This window comes from Mycobacterium sp. BK086 (genome assembly GCA_004362315.1).
Taxonomy (GTDB): domain Bacteria; phylum Actinomycetota; class Actinomycetes; order Mycobacteriales; family Mycobacteriaceae; genus Mycobacterium.
In genome coordinates this window covers 376,653-397,690 of record SNWL01000003.1, presented here as the reverse complement: position 1 = coordinate 397,690, position 21,038 = coordinate 376,653, and the positions used below count along the sequence as shown (strand labels likewise).

Genomic DNA, 21,038 nt, shown 5'->3' with positions numbered 1-21,038 from the left:
CCGACCTGCACAGCGCTTTTTCTTGTGATGGGATTAACGGCCTATGGGTATCAAAGTGGCGCTGGAGCACCGGACCAGCTACACCTTCGACCGCTTGGTTGAGGTGCATCCGCACGTCGTCCGGCTGCGGCCGGCGCCGCACTCCCGCACGCCCATCGAGGCGTATTCACTCGAGGTCGAGCCCGCCGATCACTTCGTCAACTGGCAACAGGACGCCTTCGGCAACTTCCTGGCCCGGCTGGTGTTCCCGACCCGGACCCGGCAGCTGACCATCAAGGTCGGCCTGATCGCCGACCTGAAGGTGATCAACCCGTTCGACTTCTTCATCGAGGACTACGCCGAGACCTTCCCGTTCACCTACCCCAAGGCGCTCAAGGACGATCTCGAGCCCTATCTGCGGCCCGTCGACGAGGCCGAGGAGGGCTCGGGCCCGGGGGAGTTGGTGACCAACTGGGTGCGCAATTTCGTCGTCGCGCCCGGGACGCGGACGATCGACTTCCTGGTGGCGCTCAACCGTGCGGTCAACGGCGACGTCGGCTACAGCGTGCGGATGGAACCCGGCGTGCAGGCCCCGGATTTCACCTTGCAGACCGGGATCGGCTCCTGCCGCGACTCGGCATGGCTGATGGTGTCGATCCTGCGCGAGATGGGCCTGGCCGCCCGGTTCGTCTCCGGCTATCTGGTGCAGCTGTCGTCTGACGTCGAAGCGCTCGACGGGCCATCCGGGCCGGCCGCCGACTTCACCGATCTGCACGCCTGGACCGAGGTCTACATCCCCGGCGCCGGCTGGATCGGGCTGGACCCCACCTCGGGGTTGTTCGCCGGGGAGGGCCACATCCCACTGGCGGCCACCCCGCACCCGTCCTCGGCCGCACCGATCACCGGCGCCACCGGAGTGGCCGAGGCGACGCTGGATTTCGCCAATATCGTCACCCGCGTCCACGAGGATCCGCGGGTCACGCTGCCGTACACCGACGCGGCGTGGGCGGCCATCAACGCGCTCGGCACCCGCATCGACCAGCGTCTCGCCGACGCCGACGTGCGGCTGACCGTCGGCGGGGAGCCGACCTTCGTCTCGGTGGACAACCAGGTCGACGCGGAGTGGACCACCGACGCCGACGGCCCGCACAAGCGCGAGCGGGCCTCGGCCCTGGCCGCGCGGCTCAAGGCGGTGTGGGCGCCGGGTGGTCTGGTGCAGCGCAGCCAGGGCAAGTGGTATCCCGGAGAACCGTTGCCGCGCTGGCAGATCGGGATCCACTGGCGCCGCGACGGCAAGCCGTTGTGGAGTGACCCCGCGCTGCTGGCCGACCCGTGGGGTACCGAATACATCGAGGTGGAACCCGACGCCGCCCGGCAGGTGTTGGCGGTGTTCGCCGAGGAGCTCGGATTGCCCGCCACCCAGGTGCGGCCGGCTTACGAGGACCCGCTGAGCCGGCTGGCCCAGGAAGTCCGGATGCCCCTCGGGGATCCGGTCGACGCCGCGCAGGATCTGGAAGTCGACACCGCGGCGGGCCGGGCCGAGCTGCTGGCCCGGCTGGAGGAGTCGGTGGTCGAGCCGGCCGCCTATCTGCTGCCGCTGCATCGCCGCGAGGACGACGCCGGCTGGGCCAGTGCGGATTGGCGGCTTCGCCGGGGCCGCGTGGTGCTGTTGGAGGGTGACTCGCCGGCTGGGCTGCGGCTGCCGCTCGGCTCGATCAGCTGGCATCCGCCGCGGCCGTCGCTGCCTGCCGACCCGATCGCGAGCGGGACTCGCGCGCTGCCCGTCGAGCGGGAGACGGCCGAAGCGGAGCTGGAGGACGCCGACACCGCACCCACCACCGCCATGGTGGCCGAGGTGCGCGACGGCCTGCTGTACATCTTCATCCCGCCCACCGAGGAGCTGGAACACTTCATCGACCTGATCGGCAGGGTGGAGGCGGCTGCGGCCAAGGTCGGTGCCGCGGTGGTGATCGAGGGCTATGGGCCACCGTCGGACGCGCGGCTGGAATCGATGTCGGTCACCCCGGATCCCGGTGTCATCGAGGTCAACGTGGCGCCCAGCAAGAGTTTCGCCGAACAGCGCGAACAGCTGCGCACGCTCTACGAAGAGGCCCGCCTGTCCCGGCTGTCCACCGAATCGTTCGACGTCGACGGCACCCACGGCGGTACCGGCGGCGGCAACCACATCACGCTGGGCGGCATCACCCCGGCCGACTCGCCGCTGCTGCGCAGGCCCGACCTGCTGGTGTCGCTGCTGACGTACTGGCAGCGGCACCCGGCGCTGTCCTACCTGTTCGCCGGCCGGTTCATCGGCACCACCTCGCAGGCGCCCCGGGTCGACGAGGGCCGGTCCGAGGCGCTCTACGAGCTCGAGATCGCCTTCGCCGAGATCGCCCGCCTGACGGCCGCCGGCACGCATTCGGCCAAGCCGTGGGTCACCGACCGCGCCTTGCGCCACCTGCTCACCGACATCACCGGCAACACCCACCGCGCCGAGTTCTGCATCGACAAGCTCTACAGTCCCGACAGCGCCCGCGGCCGGCTGGGCCTGCTGGAGCTGCGTGGGTTCGAGATGCCGCCGCACTTCCAGATGGCGATGGTGCAGTCGCTGCTGGTGCGTGCGCTGGTGGCGCGGTTCTGGGACCAACCGTTGCGCGCGCCGCTGATCCGGCACGGGCTCAACCTGCACGGCCGCTACCTGTTGCCGCACTACATCATTCACGACATCGCCGATGTGTGTGCCGACCTGCGCGCCCACGACATCAACTTCGACACCAGCTGGCTGGACCCGTTCACCGAGTTCCGGTTCCCGCGCGTGGGCACCGCGGTGTTCGACCACGTGGAGATCGAGCTGCGCGGCGCCATCGAACCGTGGAACACCCTGGGCGAGGAGTCCACCGGCACCGGCACCGCGCGCTACGTCGACTCCTCGGTCGAGCGGATCCAGGTCCGCACGATCGGCGCCGACCGGCAGCGCCACGTGCTGACGTGCAACGGCTATCCGATCCCGATGCTGGCGACCGACAATCCCGACGTCCAGGTCGGCGGGGTGCGCTACCGCGCATGGCAGCCTCCGAGCGCACTGCACCCGACGATCACGGTCGACGGCCCGCTGCGCTTCGAATTGGTGGACATGGCCAGCGGGACGTCGCGGGGCGGCTGCACCTATCACGTCTCCCACCCGGGCGGCCGATCCTATGACAGCCCGCCGGTCAATGCCGTGGAGGCCGAGTCCCGGCGCAGCAGGCGCTTCGAGGCCACCGGGTTCACTCCGGGCAAGGTCGACGTCGCCGACGTGCGGGAAAAACAGGCTCGGCAATCTACTGACGTCGGCGCGGCGGGAATCCTCGACCTGCGCCGGGTGCGCACCGTGCTGCAGAACTGATGGCTACGGCCGACCCGAATGTGGTCGGGGCGGGCCATTCTCGTAAGTTTGCTTCAGTACTTCAGTCAGGAGGTGGGCCGTTGTCGCTGTCGGCCGCCGGTTCTGGCTTGAGCCGGCCCAGCCACGACCCCGACCGGCTGCTGGCCGGTTATGGGGCCGCCTCCGCACAGGACACGCTGTTCGACCTGCGTGGCGGCGGGGGTGCCTTCGGTGGGACCGGATACGACGAGTTCGTCGACGCCACCGGTACCGTCCGCCCGTCCTGGCAGGAACTCGGTGAACTCATCGGCGAGCGCGGTCGTGCCGGGCTGGAACGGCTGCGCGGTGTGGTGCGGGGGCTCGTCGACAACGACGGCATCACCTACATCGAGGTGGACCACGACGGCGAGACCGTCACCAACGGCCAGGGCATCGCGCTGCCGGGCCCGTGGCACCTGGACGGGATACCGCTGGTGCTCTCGGCATCGGACTGGGAGACGCTGGAAGCCGGTGTGGTGCAACGCTCCCGCATCCTCGACGGGGTGCTGACCGACCTGTACGGCGAGCGCCGCGCGATCACCAGTGGGATCCTGCCGCCGCAGCTGCTGTTCGGCCACCCCGGCTATATCCGGGCCGCCCGCGGTATCGAGAACCCGGGCCGGCATCAGCTGTTCATGCTCGGTTGCGATGTGAGCCGGGCCGCCGACATGCGATTCGTCGTCAACGCGGACTGGGCGCAGGCACCGTCGGGGGCTGGATACGCGCTGGCCGACCGCCGGGTCGTCGCCCATGCGGTGCCCGACGTCTACGAGCGAATCGGCCCGCGGCCTGCGTCCCCGTTCGCCCAGGCGCTGCGCCTGGCGCTCATCGAGGCCGCCCCCGAAGCGGCCGAGGATCCGGTGGTCGTGGTGCTCAGCCCCGGTATCCATTCCGAGACGGCGTTCGATCAGGCCTATCTGGCGTCGGTGCTGGGCTTCCCGCTGGTGGAGAGCGCCGATCTGGTGGTGCGGGACGGCAAGTTGTGGATGCGGTCGCTGGGCACGTTGAAGCGGGTCGACGTGGTGCTGCGCCGGATCGACGCCGAGTACGTCGACCCGCTCGATCTGCGGCCGGATTCGCGCCTCGGCGTCGTCGGCTTGGTCGAGATGCAGCGCCGCGGTGCGGTGACCGTGGTCAACACCCTCGGCGCCGGAATCTTGGAAAGCCCTGGGCTGCAACGCTTCCTGCCTCAGTTGGCCGATCGGCTACTGGGGGAGAAGCCGCTGCTGGATGTCCCGCAGCTGTACTGGGGCGGGTTCGAGCGGGAGCGGTCGCATCTGTTGGCGCGGCTGAACAGCCTGCTGATCAAGTCGACGGTCGGCGGTGAGACCCTCGTGGGTCCGGCGCTGTCGATCGCGCAGCGCGAGGAATTGGCTGCCCGGATCGAAGCCCAGCCCTGGGAGTGGGTCGGCCAGGAACTGCCGCAGTTCTCCTCGGCTCCCACCGATTACTACCGGGGCGGGTTGTCGGCGGCCAGTGTGGGTCTGCGGCTGTTCACCGTGTCGCAGCGCGGCGGGTATGCGCCGATGATCGGTGGTCTCGGTTACGTGCTGGCGCCCGGTAATGCCGCCTACAAATTGAAAACCGTTGCGGCCAAAGATGTTTGGGTGCGCCCGCCGACCAGGCTGAAGGCGGACACGCTGACCATCCCACCGGTGGAGCTGCCCAGCGGTACCCGGTTCATCAGCTCGCCGCGTGTGCTGTCCGACCTGTTCTGGATGGGCCGGTACGGCGAGCGCACCGAGAACCTGGCCCGCCTGCTGATCGTCGCCCGCGAGCGCTACCACGAATACCGCTACCGCCAGGACATGGAGGGCAGCGAGTGCGTGCCGGTTCTGCTGGAGGCGCTGGGTGCGCTCACCGGGACCGACACCGAGGCAACGGGAACCTATGCCGACGCCGTGGCCGGTGCGCAGCGCACGCTGTGGTCGCTGACCGTCGACCGGCGGCGTTCGGGGTCGTTGGCCCAGTCCGTCGAGCGCCTCGGGCTGGCCGCCCGCTCGGTGCGCGATCAGATGTCCAACGACACCTGGATGGTGCTCGGCGCCGTCGAACGCGCGCTGGCCGAGCAGGCCGGTTCCCCGCCCAGCCTGCAACAGGGCGCTCGGGTCGCCGACGACACCGCGCTGGCCACCGCCCAGCAGCAGACGCTGGCCGGCATGCTGGCGCTGTCCGGGGTGGCTGCCGAGTCGATGGTGCATGACGCGGGCTGGACGATGATGGACATCGGCAAGCGCATCGAACGCGGTCTCGCGTTGTCCGCGCTGCTGCGCGCGACGCTCACGATCGCACGCAGCCCGGGTGCCGAACAGACGATCACCGAGTCGGCGCTGGTGGTGTGTGAATCCTCGGTCATCTACCGCAGGCGCAACCTCGGCAAGGTTAGTGTGGCGGCTGTGGCCGACCTCGTGCTGTTCGACGGGGAGAACCCCAGATCGCTGGTCTACCAACTGGAGCGGCTGCGCTCGAACCTGCGCGCGCTGCCCGGTGCGTCGGGCTCGTCGCGCCCGGAGCGGCTGGTCGACGAGATCAGCACGCGGCTGCGCCGCCTCGATCCAGCCGATCTCGAAGTCGTCGACGACGATGGGCGCCGTGCCGAACTCGACGGGCTGCTCGGCGGTATCCACAGCGCGCTGCGAGACCTCTCCGACGTCATCACCCGCGCCCAGCTGTCGCTGCCCGGCGGTATGCAGCCGCTGTGGGGCCCGGATCAGCGCCGGGAGATGCCGTGACCCGGGCGTACCGGATCACGCACCGCACCGAGTACGGCTACTCGGATGTGGTCACCAGTTCCTACGGTCGCGGCCACCTCACCCCGCGCGACACCGCAACGCAACGTTGCCTGTCGTACGAACTCGACATCGATCCGGTGCCCGCCGACCGGTCCACGAGCCGCGACGTGTACGGCAACATCAGCTCGTACTTCCATGTGACCGAACGCCACAACGCGCTGTCGGTCACCAGCCGCTCCGTCGTCGAGGTCGACGCGCCGCCCACCGAGCTGTACGAGGCGGGCTGGGCGCTGGCGCCCTGGGAGGCCGTCCGGCCGGTCGGCCACAACGGCGCGCTGGCATCGGAGTTCACCCTCGATCTGCGTCCACCCGAGATCACCGATGCCGTACGGGAGTACGCCGCACTGAGTTTCACGCCCGGGCGCCCACTGGTCGAGGTGCTGCGTGACATCAGTGCGCGCATCTTCTCCGACTTCACCTACAAATCCGGGTCCACGACGGTGTCGACACAGGTGAGTGAGGTTTTGCTGGCCAGGGAAGGGGTATGTCAAGACTTCGCCCGGCTGGCGATCGCCTGCCTGCGCGCCAACGGATTGGCGGCGAGTTATGTGTCGGGATACCTCGCCACCGACCCGCCGCCGGGGAAGGAACGGATGTACGGCGTTGACGCCACCCATGCCTGGGCCGCGGTGTGGACCCCGCAAAACGATTGGCTCGGACTGGATCCCACCAACGACCAACTGGTCGACGAGCGCTACATCACCGTGGGCTGGGGCCGCGACTATGCGGACATCCCGCCGCTGCGCGGCATCATCTACACCGACTCCGAGCAGAGTGTGATCGACGTCTCGGTGGACGTCGCCCCGTACGAGGAGGGCGCTCTGCATGCGTGATTTCATCTGCCCCAACTGCGGCCAGCATCTGGCCTTCGAGAATTCGGTCTGTCTGTCGTGCGGCAGCTCGGTCGGATTCTCGTTGGACGCCATGGCTTTTCTGGTTATCGCCTCCGGCGAAGACAGCGAGCACGGGGGAGCGGTCGATGCCGCCGACTATCAGCTGTGCGCCAATCTCTATCTGGCCGAATGCAATTGGCTGGTCAAGGTGGAGCCGATCCGTCAGCTGTGCACATCGTGCGGCCTCACCCGGACCCGGCCCGCCGACGCTGACACCGAGGCGCTGGCCGCCTTCGCTCTGGCCGAGAAGGCCAAGCGACGGCTCATCGCCGAACTGCACGAGCTCAAGCTTCCGATCGTGGGGCGCGACGCGGATCCGCAGTACGGGCTGACTTTCGATTTGTTGTCCAGCGCCAAGGAGAAGGTGTTCACCGGTCACGACAACGGCGTGATCACACTGGATCTCGCCGAGGGCGACGATGTTCACCGTGAGCAGTTGCGTACCTCGATGGACGAGCCGTACCGCACACTGCTCGGCCATTTCCGCCACGAGATCGGCCACTACTACTTCTACCGGCTTGTCAGCACGTCACCGGTGCATCTAGAGCGATTCAACGAACTGTTCGGCGACCCCGACGCCGACTACCAGGCCGCTCTCGACCGGCATTACAGCGAGGGGCCGCCGGCGGGCTGGGAGGAGAATTACGTCTCGTCCTACGCGACCATGCATCCCGCCGAAGACTGGGCCGAGACGTTCGCGCACTACCTGCACATCCGTGACACCCTGGACACCGCCGCGGCGTTCGGGCTCGCCCCGGCCAACGCGACCTACGAGCGAAGGGTGTTGGGGCCCAGCGGGTTCGATAATATTCTCGAGATGTGGCTGCCGCTGACCTGGTCGCTGAACATGGTGAACAGGTCGATGGGCAAGGACGACCTGTACCCGTTCGTGCTGCCGGTGCCGGTGCTGGAGAAGATGCGCTTTATCCACACCGTCATCGACGAGGTGGCGTCGGCCTAGGACTGCGGGCGCACTCCCAGCACGTCGCGGAACACGGCCTGCCGCAGCGCGAGCTCGCGCGGGTCGCTGTAGAGGTGGAAGCCGAGCTTGTTCATGACGTAGCCGAATCCGACGCCGGTGTCGGGATCGGCGAAGCCGAACGAGCCGCCGAAACCCGGTGTGCCGAAGGCCTTGTCGGACGATCCGAAGTGGGTGGTCGGCAGCGGCCGCGAGAAGCCGAGGGAGAACCGCAGATCGACGTTCAGAACCTTGTCGCGAGTCCCGGCGCTGGGGGCACTCGGCGGTGCGGTCAGCTGATCCAGGACGTCCGTGGACAGCCCGATCTGGGCACCGCCCGTCGCGGCACTGCCGTAGAACTCGGCCACCGCCCTCGCCGTGCCGATCCCGTTGCTCGACGGCATCTCGACCGCGCGTACCTCGTCACGGTTGTAGTCGCCGTCCCACGGTTTGACGTCGCTCGGCACATTGGTGCTTCGAGCGGACAGGCCCACCGGGTTGAGCGCCGCCACCGCGAAGCCGGCAGGCATGACGTTCAGATGCAGGAGCGACTCGGCTCGCTTCCACTGATGGAGGTGCGCGACGCGGTCGCGGTCGACGTCGCGGGGCAACCCGATGTGCAGATCCAATCCGAGCGGCGCGGCGACCTCCTCGGCGAGGAATCGGCCGACCGTGCGTCCGGCCGGGTCGGTTCGCCGAATCAGCTCAGACTGATACCAGCCCAACGTGATTGCGTGATAGCCGTGCCGGGTGCCCGGCGGCCAGGCCGGTGACTGGCGGGCCAGGATGGGCGCGAGCCTGGCCGGGTCGGCGACATCGGCCAGCGTCGGCGACGGGGTCAGCGCACAGAGGCCGGCCTGGTGGGCCAGCAGTTGCCGTACGGTCACCTCGCCCTTGCCGGCCTGCGCGAATTCCGGCCAGTAGTCGGCGACCTTGGCGTCGTAGGACAGCAGGCCTTTCGACACCGCCACGGCGAAGGCGAGCGCGGTGACGCCCTTGGTGGTGGAGAACATGTTGACCATCGTGTCGGCGCGCCACGGCGCCTTCGTCAGACCGTTGCGGTAGCCGCCCCACAGGTCGACGACCTTGACACCGTCCCGGTAGACCGCGACGGCCGCACCGATCTCCTTGCCGGACGCCAGATTCGCGCGGAACGCGTCGGCGACCTTCCCGTAACCCTCGGCGACGTCGCCGCCCATCAAGTCCGGTGGCACTGCAACTTTGAGCACGATCAGCCCTCCTTGTTGTCGAGACGATATGCCGACGCGCCGCGCGTCAGGGGTGGAACCACCGCGATGGCCCCCTACGATCGCCGGGTGGCTGATCGCTATGGCGCCGACGTACTGGCCAACAACCCGCACAACTCGCGCAAGCCGCGGTCGACAGAACAGCCCGTAGAGCTGGGCATGGTCGTCGAAGATCCGCAGTCGGGATTCGTCGGCGCGGTCGTGGGTGTCGAAGGATCCGCCCGGGTCGAGCTGGAGGACCGCAACGGCCGCCGGCGGGTGTTCCCGCTCGGCCCCGGGTTCTGGTTCGAGGGCAAACCGGTGATCCTGACGGCGCCGCGCCGCGCCGCGCCCGCCGCCGCACAGCGGACCAAATCGGGTTCGGTCAAGGTGGCCGACGCACGCGCGAAGGTCGCGCTGGCCAGCCGCATCTACGTCGAGGGCCGCCACGACGCCGAACTCGTCGAACAGGTGTGGGGTGAGGACCTGCGCGTCGAGGGTGTGGTCGTGGAGTACCTCGGCGGCGTCGACGACCTCGCAGGCATCGTCGAAACGTTCCGGCCCGGCCCCGGGCGCCGCCTCGGGGTGCTGGTCGACCATCTGGTTGCCGGATCCAAGGAGGCGCGGATCGCCGAAACGGTCCGGCGCGGGCCGGGCGGCGACCACACGCTGGTGGTCGGCCATCCCTACGTCGACATCTGGCAGGCCGTCAAACCCGAACGGGTGGGTCTGAAGGCCTGGCCTTCGGTCCCGCGCAACATCGAATGGAAGCACGGCATTTGCGATGCGCTGGGATGGCCGCACCGCGATCAGGCCGACATCGCGAGGGCCTGGCAACGCATCCGCTCGTCGGTTCGGGACTGGACGGATCTGGAGCCGGAACTGATCGGCCGCGTCGAGGAGCTCATAGATTTCGTGACGCAGCCCGCCTGACGTGGGCTTGCGCATGTGACGCATGTCGCAGGCGGTATTTACAGCAGTTCGGTGTACAGTTGTTCACCGTACGAGCTTTACCGCCGACTGCAGTCCGGAGCTACACCGTCATGACTTTCTCCTTCGAAGTGCCTGAAGAAGTCGCCACCGTCCGGGACTGGGTGCACCAGTTCGCCGCCGACGTCGTGCGACCCGCGGCTGCCGAATGGGACGAGCGCGAGGAAACCCCTTGGCCGCTGATCCAGGAGGCCGCCAAGGTCGGTCTCTACACACCTGAGCTGTTCGCCGAGATGTCCGCCGAGCCCTCCGGGATCGGCATGCTCACGGTGTTCGAGGAAATGTTCTGGGGCGACGCCGGTATCGGGCTGTCGATCCTCGGCACCGGGCTGGCCGCGGCGGCACTGGCCGGGGGCGGCACGCCAGAGCAGATCGGGCATTGGCTGCCCGAGATGTTCGGCACCCCAGGCGATCCGCACCTGGCCGCGTTCTGTTCGTCGGAGCCGGGCGCGGGATCCGACGTCGGCTCGGTGCGCACCCGTGCCCGCTATGACGCGGCCGCCGACGAGTGGGTGCTGAACGGCACCAAGACCTGGGCCACCAACGGCGGCATCGCCAACGTCCACATCGTGGTCGCCTCGGTCGATCCCGAACTCGGAACGCGTGGCCAGGCCACGTTCATCATCCCGCCGAACACGCCGGGTTTCTCCCAGGGGCAGAAGTTCAAGAAGCACGGCATCCGCGCGTCGCACACCGCCGAGGTGGTGCTGGAAGACGTACGCCTGCCGGGCAATCTCATCCTGGGCGGGATGGAGCGCTTCGAGCAGCGGATGGCCAAGGCCCGCGAAGGCACCCGCACCTCCACCCAGGCGGCGATGGCGACCTTCGAGCGCACCCGCCCCGCCGTCGGCGCGATGGCGCTGGGTGTGGCCCGGGCCGCCTACGAGTACGCCCTCGAATATGCCTGCGAGCGTGAGCAGTTCGGCCGCAAGATCGGTGACTTCCAGGCGATCGGGTTCAAGCTGGCCGACATGAAGAGCCGCATCGATGCGTCCCGGCTGCTGATCTGGCGGGCCGGCTGGATGCAGCGCAACAACAAGCCGTTCACGTCGGCCGAGGGCTCGATGGCCAAGCTGCACGCGAGCGAGACCGCGGTGTACGTCACCGACGAGGCGATCCAGATCCTCGGCGGCAACGGCTACACCCGCGACTACCCGGTGGAGCGGATGCACCGCGACGCCAAGATCTTCACGATCTTCGAGGGCACCAGCGAGATTCAGCGGCTGGTGATCGCGCGGCGGCTCACCGGTCTGCCGCTGCGCTAGTCAGCTAGTCACCGAGATCGGGCGCCCACGCCACACCGTTGATGTGGCTGCCGCCGTCGACGAACAGCGTGTTGCCGGTCAGGTAGCGCGAGCCCTCGCTCGCCAGGAACACCGCGACCGGGGCGATGTCGTCATACGGGTCGCCCATCCGGCCCATCGGGTTGGCGGCGTCGGCGATCGCCTCGATCTCGGGATGCTGTGCCGTAACTGCCAGGAAGGCTTGGCTTTTCGCGGCGGGGCAGATGGCGTTGACCGTCACTCCGGTCGGCGCCCATTCCCTGGCGGCCGTGCGGGTCAGCGTGCGCAGTGCCTCTTTCGCCGAGTTGTACTCCAGTGATCCGATGTGAGCGTTGACGCCGTTGAGGCTGCACATGTTGATCAACCGGCCCCAGCCGCGCTCCTTCATGTGGCCGAAGGCCGCGCGCATGGCCCAGAGCGGGCCGTAGTAGCCGACCGCGAAACCATGCGCGAGTTCCTCGTCGGTCTTGTTCTCCACCCGGCCGATCGCTCCGCCGCCCCAGGCGTTGTTGACCAGGACGTCGATCGACCCGTATTCGGAAATGGCTGCCGCGACGGCATTTTCGACCTGATCGCGGTTGGACACGTCGGTGGCCACGAACAGTCCGCCGATCTCGTCGGCCACCGCGGCCCCGTTGGCGGGATCGAATTCGGCCACCACCACCCGGGCGCCCTCGTCGGCGAACCTGCGCGCAATACCCGCTCCGATGCCCGCGCCGGCGCCGGTCACCAGCGCGACCTTGCCGTCCAGTGCGCCGCTCATCGGGCGGCCAATCCTGCGGCGATCAGTTCGTTGGCCTGACCGCTGCCGTCGAGCTGACGGGCGGTGCGGCTGACGATCTCCCAGCCGGTGTCGGCTCGTTGCAGGCGAATGAAGTGCACACCGGCGCGGGCGACGTTGTAGCCGTGCGATTCCCGGCGCACCAGCAGCATGGACTGGCAGATCGCGACGGCCTCGTCACCGTCGACGGTGACCGCGGGGGGACCGAAGAAATGACAGCAACCCCGGTCGATCAATCCGCGGTGTTCGGAGGAGCGCACCATGGCGGCGACGTCGGCGCGGCTGTTCATCTGCCAGTCGCCGGTGTCGTAGCCGCCGTCGACCGCCCACAGCGCGGCGACCGCGTCCGGATTGCCGGAGTCGACGAGTGGTCCGTAGGACGCGATGAGCCTGGCGATATCCCGTTCGTCTTCCAGTGTGCGGAGCCGTCTTTCGAGGCTCTCCAAGGTGTCGCTCACGGCGCTGTCCTCTCTACAGTTCGTTGGCCAGCTCCCGCAGGGCGGCGAGCTGATCGCAGTAGTGGTCGGGGGAGTCGGCGGTCACCGAGCACGTGACGGCGGTGGCACCGGCGTCACGTAAAGCGCTGAGACGCTTGGCGGTTCGATCGCGATCGGCCAGCGGGTCCACCGGGCGCCCGGGGGACAGCACCACCTCGAAGCTGGGCGGCGCGTCGAATTCAGCCAGCATCGCCGTGATCTCGGCGGCGCTCAGGCCGAACGGGATCCAGCCGTCGGCCAGCCCCACCGCGCGGCGCAGCGAGCGCCTGGTGCGCCCGCCGACCCAGATCGGCACCCGCTGTTGGACGGCGCAGGGCTGCACCGCCCAACCGTCGTACCGGTAGTGGGTGCCCTGGTAGGCGGGCCGGGTGGTGGACAGGGAAGCGCGCAGCGCGCGGATCGCGTCGTCGGCGTGGTCGCCGCGGCCGTCGAATGTCGCGCCGAGCAGCTCGAACTCTTCCTTCAACGAGCCGACGCCGACGCCGAGCACCAGCCGGCCCCCGCTGAGCCGGTCGAGCGTGCCGAACCGCTTGGCGATCTCCAGCGGATGGTGATAGCCGAGCACGACCACCGACGTGGTCAGCGAGATCCGGCTGGTGTGGGCGGCCAGGAAGCCAAGGGTGGAGAGCGGATCCCAATAGGTCAGGCCGCGCTCATGGTTCTCGACAGGGATCGCGATGTGTTCGGCACAGGTGAGGTGGTCGAAGCCCAGCTCGTCGGCGGCGCGGGCGATCCGGGCCAAGTCGGTGACGTCGGCATTCGCTTCCCACTCGCCAGCCGCCCCGGGCAGCTGCATCACCATCGGCGTCGACAGTCCGATCCGCACAGTGCTGTTCTAACCGGCGCGCGGGAGGCGAAATGCTTGCGTCCCGGTGATCGAGACCGCTACGGTGAGGTAGAACGAATTCTCCTCAAGCGGACAGGAGTGCTGATGACCGCGGCTTTGAGTGACACCGCTCCCGCATCGATGCTGGACCGGTTCACTGCCATCATCGACGCCTTTGAGGACACCTCCGCGGGGCTCACGCTGGATCAGATCGCCGCGCGGGCACACCTGCCGCGTTCGACGACGCACCGCATCCTCGACCAGCTGGTGCGCCTGCAGTGGCTGACCCACTCGGGCCGCGGCTACCGGCTGGGCGCGCGTACGTCGGCGTGGGGTGCGGGCGACAGCGCCGATGTCCGGCTGCGGTCGGTGGCGGCGCCCGTGCTGCACGAGATGCAGTTGCGGACCGGTGCGGTGGTGCATCTGGGCCTGCTGGATCGCGGCGAGATCGTTCATCTGGACAAGCTGGGCGGGCCGTCGGCACGCCAGGTACCGACGTCGGTCGGCGTGCGGATCCCGTGCCATCGGGTCGCGCTGGGCGTCGCCGCGCTGGCCGGGCTGTCGCCCGAGGATGTGGTGGCCGAGCTGAATCATGTCCGCGGCTGGGAGCCCGACGCGGCGTGGTGGGGCGAGCTGCACAAGGTGCGTCGCCGCGTGGTGGTCCGCCATGGCGACTACACCGGCCCGATGGTGTCGGTGGCGGCGACGATCGGTTCGCGTGCGGCGATCGGGATCGTCACCTCCGACCGGGTGCTCGCGCAGCGATGTCAGCCGCTGGTCTCCGCGTCGGCCGCCCGGATCGCGCGGGCGCTGGCGGGCGCCAACAACTAGGGCGTTACGTCAGCCCCATCAACTTCTGCATCATCCGGTGCGCGCCGGCTACCACCCTCGTGCGATCCGGATCATTGCGCCGCGCAACGTCTTCGGCGTTTCCGCCCGCGACGAACACCGGCCCGTTCGGCAACTGATCCAGCCCCTCGCGCGCGACGTCCGCGGGATCGGCCACCCGCATCCCGGGAACGTCGAAGTTCAGGCCGACGCGCTCCATCGCGGGCGTGCGTGTCACGCCGAGCACCAGCTCCAGCACGTCGACGCCGTGCTCGCGCAACTCCAGCCACAGTCCCTCGGCGAAGATCCGGCCGTAGGCCTTCACCCCGCCGTACACCGTGTGGCGCACCGATCCCAGATAGCCCGACATCGATCCGACCAGCAGGATGCCGCCACGCCGCCGGTCCCGCATAAGTCGTCCGTAGTGCTGGGTCAGCGCCATCATCGTGGTGATGTTGAGGTCGATCACTCGCTGAAAGTCACTCAGAGAGGCATCCAGGAACTCCGCGCTGCAGGTGTTGGCGCCCGCGTTGTAGATGAACAGCCCGACCTCGAGACCGTCGGTCGCGCGCGTCAATTCAGCGACCGCAGCAGGTGCGACGAGATCGGTTGCCACAGTGCGCACTTCGACGCCGAGCGCACGGCACCTGGCGGCGGTCAGCTCCAGCGGCTCCGGTTTTCGGGCCACCAGAACGAGATTCACGCCCGACTCGGCAAGTAGGCGGGCGAATTCTGCGCCCACGCCCTCGGAGCCGCCGGCGATCACCGCCCACGGACCGTACTGTGAATACGACACGAAAACGATGGTCACCCGCTCGCGTCAAACCCGTCGCAGGGGTCTCGCTCATCGGTACTCCTGCGCGGTGACCAGGCCCATACCGGATACTGAGAGGCGTGCCGCGGATTTCAGAGCCCCGGGCGCCGGCCCGCCCGGCGACCGACGACCAGGAGAATCGCCGTGGCGCCATCCTGTCCGCCGCCTCCCGGCTGGGCTCGGCGCGGGAAATCGACCGGATCCAGGCCCAGGAGATCGCCGCCGAAGCTGGCGTCGCGCTGCGCACCCTGTACCGCTACTACCCGTCCAAGCATCACGTGTTCGCCGCGGTACTCGACGATCAGGTGTCGCGGTTCCGCCCGCCGCCACCCAGCGGGGTTGCGGCCGACGACATCGCCAATCTGATGGTCTTCGCCTGCAGAAACCTGTTGCGCCACAAGCATCTTGGTCACGCCATGATCACATCCACCCAGATCGTGCGCGCTCAGGCCGATGCGCCCGACGATCCCACCCTGCGCGACCTCATCCTGAAGATCGCCGGCGTCGACCACGCGAGCGAGGAACAGTTGCGCCGCACCCGGCTGGTGCAGCAGGCCGCCTTCGGCATCCTGACGTGGACGGTCGGCGGCGCGCTGAGCCCCGAGGACGCGCTGGCCGACGTCGACGTGGCCTGCCGGCTACTTGTCGGCGACGTCTTCTGACGAAACCCGACTGGCCAGCACCGAGCCGGTGAGGATCAGCGCCAGGCCGGCGATGTGGAACCAGGTCAGCGGCTCGCTCAACAGCGCGACGCCGGCGATCAGCGCCACCGCCGGATTGACGTAGGTGAACAGCAGCGCCCGGGTGGCCCCGACCTCCCGGATCAGCGCGAAGAACACCACGAACGCCAGGGCGGTGCAGATGCCCGCGAGCGCCGCGATCGCCGCGTACGCATGCCCGGTCAGTGCGTGCCGCGGCCAGGTGGCGACGGCAGGCGCGAGGTACACCAGCGCCGCGAGCCCCAGACAGGCCGACGTCAGTGCAGGGCCCGGTACGTCGGCCAGATAGCGGGCGGCGATCAGCGGCGCGATGGCATAACACGTCGCCGTCAGCAGCACCTCGATCACCGGCCAGGCTCCGCCGGCTGACAGGCCGGGGCCAGCCAGCACCGCAACCCCGGCCAACCCGACGCCCAGCCCCGCCATCCGCAGCGGCCCGAGCCGCTCGCCTCCGGTCAGCCGGTCAAGAACGGCCGCGATGATCGGCGCGGCCGCGATCAGCAGCCCGGTCAGTGAGCTCGTCAAGTGCCGCTCGGCGTCCGACAACAGCAGCCAGGCCGCGATCATCTCGAAGAACGCGAACGCTGCCACCGCTTTCCAGTGCCGTCGCAGCAGCGTGCGGGTCTGCCGCGACAGCGCCAACGGCAGCAGCAGGACCGCCCCGACCGCCGAGCGGGTGAACACCAGCACCGGCACCGACACCTCGTCGACGGCGACCTTGATCAACAGATACGGGATGCCCCAGATGACACTCATGGCGGCGAACAGAACCCAGCCGCGTGCAGTCACGACGACCACATTACGAACGTGGTAAGTCTGAGGGCGTGTCCGACAGCCTGTTCGACGTGCCCGGGGGCGACGACGGCCGGGTCAGCTCGGCCGGACCGACCACCGCCCCGCTAGCCGTCCGGATGCGCCCCGCCAGCCTCGACGAGGTCGTCGGCCAGGAGAACCTGCTGCGTCAGGGCTCACCGCTGCGCAGGCTCGTCGAGGGCTCGGGTGCGGCGTCGGTGATCCTGTACGGACCGCCGGGCACCGGGAAGACCACGCTGGCATCACTGGTGTCCCAGGCCACCGGGCGCCGGTTCGAGGCCCTGTCGGCGCTGAGCGCCGGGGTGAAGGAAGTGCGGGCCGTGATCGACAACGCCCGGCGCGCGGCGGCCTACGGCGAGCAGACGGTGCTGTTCATCGACGAAGTGCACCGGTTCTCCAAGACCCAGCAGGACGCCCTGCTGGCCGCGGTGGAGAACCGCATCGTGCTGCTGGTTGCGGCCACCACCGAGAACCCGTCGTTCTCGGTGGTCGCGCCGCTGCTCTCGCGCTCGCTGATCCTGCAGCTGCAGCCGCTGACCGCCGACAACATCCGCACCGTCGTGCAACGCGCGATCGCCGACCCCCGGGGGCTGGGCGGTGCGGTCGAGGTCGACGACGACGCGGTGGACCTCGTGGTGCAGCTGTCCGCGGGCGATGCCCGCCGGGCGCTCACCGCGCTGGAGGTCGCCGCCGAATCGGGTGAGCACGTCACCGTCGACACCATCGAGCAGTCGCTGGACAAGGCGGCGGTGCGCTACGACCGCGACGGCGATCAGCACTACGACGTCATCAGCGCGTTCATCAAGTCGATCCGCGGATCGGACGTCGATGCCGCTCTGCACTATCTGGCCCGGATGCTGACCGCGGGAGAGGATCCCCGGTTCGTGGCCCGCCGGCTGATGATCCTGGCCAGTGAAGACATCGGGATGGCCGACCCGACCGCACTGCTGACCGCCGTCGCCGCCGCCCAGACCGTCCAATTGATCGGCATGCCCGAGGCGCAGCTGACCCTCGCGCACGCGACCGTGCACCTGGCCACCGCGCCGAAATCGAATGCGGTGACCACCGCGCTCGGTGCGGCGATGAACGACATCCGCGCAGGCAAAGCCGGTTTGGTGCCCGCCCATCTGCGCGACGGGCATTACGCGGGCGCGGCCAAACTGGGCAATGCCGTCGGCTATCGCTACCCGCATGACGACCCCGACGGTGTTGTGCCGCAACAGTATCCACCCGATGAGGTTTCCGGCGTCGACTACTATAAGCCGACCAATCACGGTGTGGAGCGGGAGATCGGGAGCCGGCTGGACAAGCTGCGCGCGATCATCCGGCGTAAACGCTGACAACATCTCGAGGGGGAACACAGTCATGACGGCGCAGCCCAAGGTGCCACCGGCACGTGTCGTGCGGGTCGTCGAGCGCGTGCGGAGCACGCTGTCGAGGCTGAGCGGGCGGATGGTGCCGCCGCCAATCGCGATGCTGGAACTGGTGCTCGGGACGTGGGTGTCGCAGGCCATCCACGTCGCTGCCGCACTCGGTGTCGCCGACGCACTGGCCGATGGTCCACTGCCCGCGTCCGAACTGGCCAAGAGGGTCGACGCCAATCCGGACGGCGTCGACCGGTTGATGCGGGCACTGGTCAGCCGCGGCGTGTTCCGGCGCGGCCGCGACGGGCGCTACGCGCTGAACGCGCTCGGCGAGACGCTGCGATCCGACATCGGATCACCGATGCGCGCGGCGGGGCTGTTCTACGGCTCCCGGCAGCAGCGCGAGCACTGGACGCACCTACTGGACGCGGTCAAGACCGGCCAGCCTGTCGTCGAATCCCTGCGCGGCAAGGAGTTCTTCGAATACCTCGGCGACGATGCGGAATTCGCGGGATTGTTCAACGACGCGATGACCGGCATGTCGGAGATGACGGTCTCGCCCGCGGTGGCCGCCTACGACTTCGGCCGCTTCGGGACGATCATCGACGTGGGTGGCGGCCACGGCAGGCTGCTGTCGGCGATCTTGTCCGCCACACCCTCGGCGCGCGGTGTGCTCTACGACCTGCCCGACGTCGTCGCCAACGCGCCCAAGCTGCTCGCCGAATTCGGCCTCACCGATCGGGTGGACGTGCAGGGCGGGTCCTTCTTCGAGACGGTTCCCGGCGGCGGCGACGCCTACGTGATGAAGCACATCATCCACGACTGGGCCGACGAGGAGGCACTGACGATCCTGCGCAACATCCGCGCCGCGATCAAACCGGGCGCCACCCTGCTGCTGCTCGAATTCGTCATTCCCGACGACGACAGCGACTTCATCGGCAAGTGGGTCGATCTCGAGATGCTGGTACAGGCCGGCGGCCGGGAACGCACCGCCGAGCAGTACCGATCGCTGTTGGCGCAGGCCGGATTCCGGATGACCGGGGTGGTGGCCACCGCGGCCCCGATCAGTGTGGTGGAAGCGGTACCGGTTTAACCCCGGCGGCAGCGCGAATGCCGCGCAGCATCTCGCGTTCGATCACGAAGTTCACGACGTCGAAACTGGTGACCCCGACCGTGCCTCCGATGCTGCGGGCCAGCAGCCTGCTCCGATTGTGCTGCGGCCGAAGGTAGAAGGCCCACGAGCCCAATGCCCTCTGGCCGCGTTGCACGCGCTCGTAGTCGGTCGTCGACATCAGCACCAGATGCGACTTCGGGACCACCTCCGCGGCGATCTGCCTGGCCCGCTGACCGTAGCGGCGGGCGAGCCAGACCGTGTCACCGGCCTGCGGCTCCTGCCATTGCGGACCACGGTCGTCGCCGAGCTGGGCCAGCCACGGCCACGCCTCCTCGATCGGGGCGTCGATGGTGATGCCGCGGGTGGTGCGCGGCGCGGACGGCTCGACCAACGCGTCGCCGGGCAGTTCGGCGGCGGCCTCCTCGGCACTGGCTCCCCAGCTGTACAACCTCGGTCGCACACCCCAGCGATATAACCCAGCGATACCGGCAGCCGCCATCCCCGCGGCCAGCGCCGGCCTGTGCGTACCCATGCCGGTGAAGGTAGTCCGGGTGCGGGCCGCGGGGGAGGGGCTTAAGTCCCTTATGTATCAAGCCATTTCGGGTACGCGCAGGTGTGCGAGGCTCAGTTCGAACTCGCCGACGTCGAGCTGGTCGGCGCCCAGGTCGCGCAGCAGCGCGGTCCGCAGCGACCTGGCCTGATCCCGGCTGCGTTCCATCGCCTCGCCGCTGTCGTACGTCGTCGACACCACGGCCCGGCCGGTGGTGCGATCGCTCATCAGGCTGGTGCTGCAGAAGCCGTCGAGCTGCTCGATCTCCGGAAGCACGGTCGTCTTATAGAAGTCGACGGCCTGGTCGAACTGGTCGGGCCTGGTCTTGAGCCAGGTGGCCCGTACGCAGGCGCCGTCGGACGACCGGTGATCCCGGTGCAGGGCGGCGATCTGCCATTCGTCCACCGAGGTGGTGGCGTTGAACGCCTTGGCCGCCCTGGCCCGCAGCGGGCGGACCTGGTCGGCGCTGGCGCGCAGGGCCGTCATGTCCTCCCATGCGGTGGTGGCGATGCAGCGGCCCGATTCCCGGTCGGTCAGAAGCGACATACCGATGCATCCGGGCATGGCGTGAAGTGCCGGCATCACCTCGTCGCGAAACATCGCGATCCCGGCATCGACGCAATCAGGGCGTGCGTCAAACGTGGTAGAGCGTGCGTGCACGGTCCACCCCCTTCGACTCGGGGCAGCGCCCCGGTGGCGCCACCGGCACTACCCACCTTCCTCCTGCAAGGTCACCTACGCTGGGAATTGTGGACACTGCTGTGCTCGACGTCGACAGCTCCCGGCGGCGGATCGTCGACCTCACCGATGAGGTGCGCGCGTTCTGCCGCGGTCGCGGTGATGGCCTGTGCAACGTGTTCGTCCCGCACGCGACCGCCGGTGTCGCCGTCATCGAGACCGGAGCCGGTTCCGACCACGACCTGCTGGACACCCTGGAGCGGCTGCTGCCGCGCGACGAGCGGTACCGGCACTCGCACGGATCGCCGGGCCACGGTGCCGATCATGTGATGCCCGCCATCGTCTCGCCGTCGGTGACGCTTCCGGTCGCCGACGGCAATCCGCTGCTGGGAACCTGGCAGAGCGTCGTGCTCGTTGACCTCAACCGGGACAACCCGCGCCGGTCGGTTCGGCTGAGCTTCGTGCGCGGATAAGTGGAGGTAGTCCGACCGGTAATGTAGTGCGGTCGAAGCGTCAGACCCGAAACGCAA

General features: G+C 68.8%; 19 protein-coding genes. 11 read left to right on the top strand and 8 right to left on the bottom strand.

Annotated elements, in window-relative coordinates; all coding sequences use genetic code 11:
- The first annotated feature begins 43 nt into the window (after positions 1 to 43).
- Genes EV580_RS01855 through EV580_RS01840 form a run of 4 tightly spaced genes read left to right on the top strand, consistent with a single transcriptional unit; the run spans position 44 to position 8,028 of the window.
- Entirely contained in the window at positions 44 to 3,364 is a 3,321-nt protein-coding gene (locus tag EV580_RS01855; protein ID WP_133689460.1) for a transglutaminase family protein, read from the top strand.
- Positions 3,364 to 6,114 (top strand): circularly permuted type 2 ATP-grasp protein, encoded by a 2,751-nt coding sequence (locus EV580_RS01850; RefSeq protein ID WP_502703907.1) that lies wholly within the window; start codon positions 3,364 to 3,366, stop codon positions 6,112 to 6,114. The genes EV580_RS01855 and EV580_RS01850 overlap by 1 nt, the downstream gene beginning before the upstream one ends.
- Complete coding sequence (locus tag EV580_RS01845; RefSeq protein WP_133689458.1) at positions 6,081 to 7,007, top strand: transglutaminase family protein; 927 nt, start codon at positions 6,081 to 6,083, stop codon at positions 7,005 to 7,007. Before EV580_RS01850 ends, EV580_RS01845 begins: the two co-directional genes overlap by 34 nt.
- On the top strand, positions 7,000 to 8,028 hold the full coding sequence (locus EV580_RS01840) for a zinc-binding metallopeptidase family protein (RefSeq protein WP_133689457.1): 1,029 nt from the start codon (positions 7,000 to 7,002) through the stop codon (positions 8,026 to 8,028). The genes EV580_RS01845 and EV580_RS01840 overlap by 8 nt, the downstream gene beginning before the upstream one ends.
- On the opposite strand, the gene EV580_RS01835 is transcribed toward EV580_RS01840, so the two are convergent.
- Positions 8,025 to 9,257, bottom strand: a complete 1,233-nt coding sequence (locus tag EV580_RS01835; RefSeq protein ID WP_133690973.1) for a serine hydrolase domain-containing protein — start codon at positions 9,255 to 9,257, stop codon at positions 8,025 to 8,027. The genes EV580_RS01840 and EV580_RS01835 overlap by 4 nt on opposite strands.
- An 84-nt stretch (positions 9,258 to 9,341) precedes the next feature.
- Here EV580_RS01835 and EV580_RS01830 point away from each other — a divergent pair, with 84 nt between their 5' ends.
- The gene (locus tag EV580_RS01830; RefSeq protein ID WP_133689456.1) at positions 9,342 to 10,184 is read left to right on the top strand and encodes a DUF3097 domain-containing protein; all 843 of its coding nucleotides are present in this window, start codon (positions 9,342 to 9,344) and stop codon (positions 10,182 to 10,184) included.
- Positions 10,185 to 10,294: 110 nt separating this feature from the next.
- Positions 10,295 to 11,506 carry an acyl-CoA dehydrogenase family protein gene (locus EV580_RS01825; RefSeq protein ID WP_133689455.1) on the top strand — a complete coding sequence of 404 codons (1,212 nt, stop codon included), beginning with the start codon at positions 10,295 to 10,297 and terminating at the stop codon, positions 11,504 to 11,506.
- 4 nt (positions 11,507 to 11,510) lie between these two features.
- Here the strand turns inward: EV580_RS01825 and EV580_RS01820 are convergent, their stop codons facing one another.
- Genes EV580_RS01820 through EV580_RS01810 form a run of 3 tightly spaced genes read right to left on the bottom strand, consistent with a single transcriptional unit; the run spans position 11,511 to position 13,628 of the window.
- Complete coding sequence (locus EV580_RS01820) at positions 11,511 to 12,287, bottom strand: SDR family NAD(P)-dependent oxidoreductase (RefSeq protein WP_133689454.1); 777 nt, start codon at positions 12,285 to 12,287, stop codon at positions 11,511 to 11,513.
- Complete coding sequence (locus EV580_RS01815) at positions 12,284 to 12,763, bottom strand: nuclear transport factor 2 family protein (protein WP_133689453.1); 480 nt, start codon at positions 12,761 to 12,763, stop codon at positions 12,284 to 12,286. The genes EV580_RS01820 and EV580_RS01815 overlap by 4 nt, the downstream gene beginning before the upstream one ends.
- Before the next feature lie 13 nt (positions 12,764 to 12,776).
- A complete protein-coding gene (locus tag EV580_RS01810; protein ID WP_133689452.1) occupies positions 12,777 to 13,628 on the bottom strand; it encodes an LLM class F420-dependent oxidoreductase in 852 nt (283 codons plus the stop codon).
- A 105-nt stretch (positions 13,629 to 13,733) separates the two neighbouring features.
- Here EV580_RS01810 and EV580_RS01805 point away from each other — a divergent pair, with 105 nt between their 5' ends.
- A complete protein-coding gene (locus EV580_RS01805) occupies positions 13,734 to 14,459 on the top strand; it encodes an IclR family transcriptional regulator (RefSeq protein ID WP_133689451.1) in 726 nt (241 codons plus the stop codon).
- Between the two features lie 4 nt (positions 14,460 to 14,463).
- Here EV580_RS01805 and EV580_RS01800 read toward each other — a convergent pair whose 3' ends face one another.
- Positions 14,464 to 15,252, bottom strand: a complete 789-nt coding sequence (locus EV580_RS01800; RefSeq protein ID WP_133689450.1) for an SDR family NAD(P)-dependent oxidoreductase — start codon at positions 15,250 to 15,252, stop codon at positions 14,464 to 14,466.
- 98 nt (positions 15,253 to 15,350) lie between these two features.
- Here EV580_RS01800 and EV580_RS01795 point away from each other — a divergent pair, with 98 nt between their 5' ends.
- Positions 15,351 to 15,932, top strand: coding sequence for a TetR/AcrR family transcriptional regulator (locus EV580_RS01795; protein ID WP_133689449.1), 582 nt, complete (start codon positions 15,351 to 15,353; stop codon positions 15,930 to 15,932).
- Here EV580_RS01795 and EV580_RS01790 read toward each other — a convergent pair.
- Entirely contained in the window at positions 15,909 to 16,778 is an 870-nt protein-coding gene (locus EV580_RS01790; protein ID WP_133689448.1) for a DMT family transporter, read from the bottom strand. The two genes, EV580_RS01795 and EV580_RS01790, sit on opposite strands and share 24 nt — an antisense overlap.
- On the opposite strand from EV580_RS01790, the gene EV580_RS01785 reads away from it, so the two are divergent.
- On the top strand, positions 16,769 to 18,142 hold the full coding sequence (locus EV580_RS01785; RefSeq protein ID WP_208114555.1) for a replication-associated recombination protein A: 1,374 nt from the start codon (positions 16,769 to 16,771) through the stop codon (positions 18,140 to 18,142). The genes EV580_RS01790 and EV580_RS01785 overlap by 10 nt on opposite strands.
- 25 nt (positions 18,143 to 18,167) lie before the next feature.
- On the top strand, positions 18,168 to 19,259 hold the full coding sequence (locus EV580_RS01780; RefSeq protein ID WP_133689446.1) for a methyltransferase: 1,092 nt from the start codon (positions 18,168 to 18,170) through the stop codon (positions 19,257 to 19,259).
- On the opposite strand, the gene EV580_RS01775 is transcribed toward EV580_RS01780, so the two are convergent.
- Together EV580_RS01775 and EV580_RS01770 are read right to left on the bottom strand one after the other, a co-directional pair.
- Positions 19,231 to 19,812 (bottom strand): hypothetical protein, encoded by a 582-nt coding sequence (locus EV580_RS01775; RefSeq protein ID WP_133689445.1) that lies wholly within the window; start codon positions 19,810 to 19,812, stop codon positions 19,231 to 19,233. The genes EV580_RS01780 and EV580_RS01775 overlap by 29 nt on opposite strands.
- 57 nt (positions 19,813 to 19,869) lie before the next feature.
- A complete protein-coding gene (locus EV580_RS01770) occupies positions 19,870 to 20,490 on the bottom strand; it encodes a putative quinol monooxygenase (protein ID WP_133689444.1) in 621 nt (206 codons plus the stop codon).
- Between the two features lie 101 nt (positions 20,491 to 20,591).
- Between EV580_RS01770 and EV580_RS01765 the strand changes: the two genes are divergently transcribed.
- The gene (locus EV580_RS01765; protein WP_208114586.1) at positions 20,592 to 20,981 is read left to right on the top strand and encodes a secondary thiamine-phosphate synthase enzyme YjbQ; all 390 of its coding nucleotides are present in this window, start codon (positions 20,592 to 20,594) and stop codon (positions 20,979 to 20,981) included.
- Positions 20,982 to 21,038: the final 57 nt, after the last annotated feature.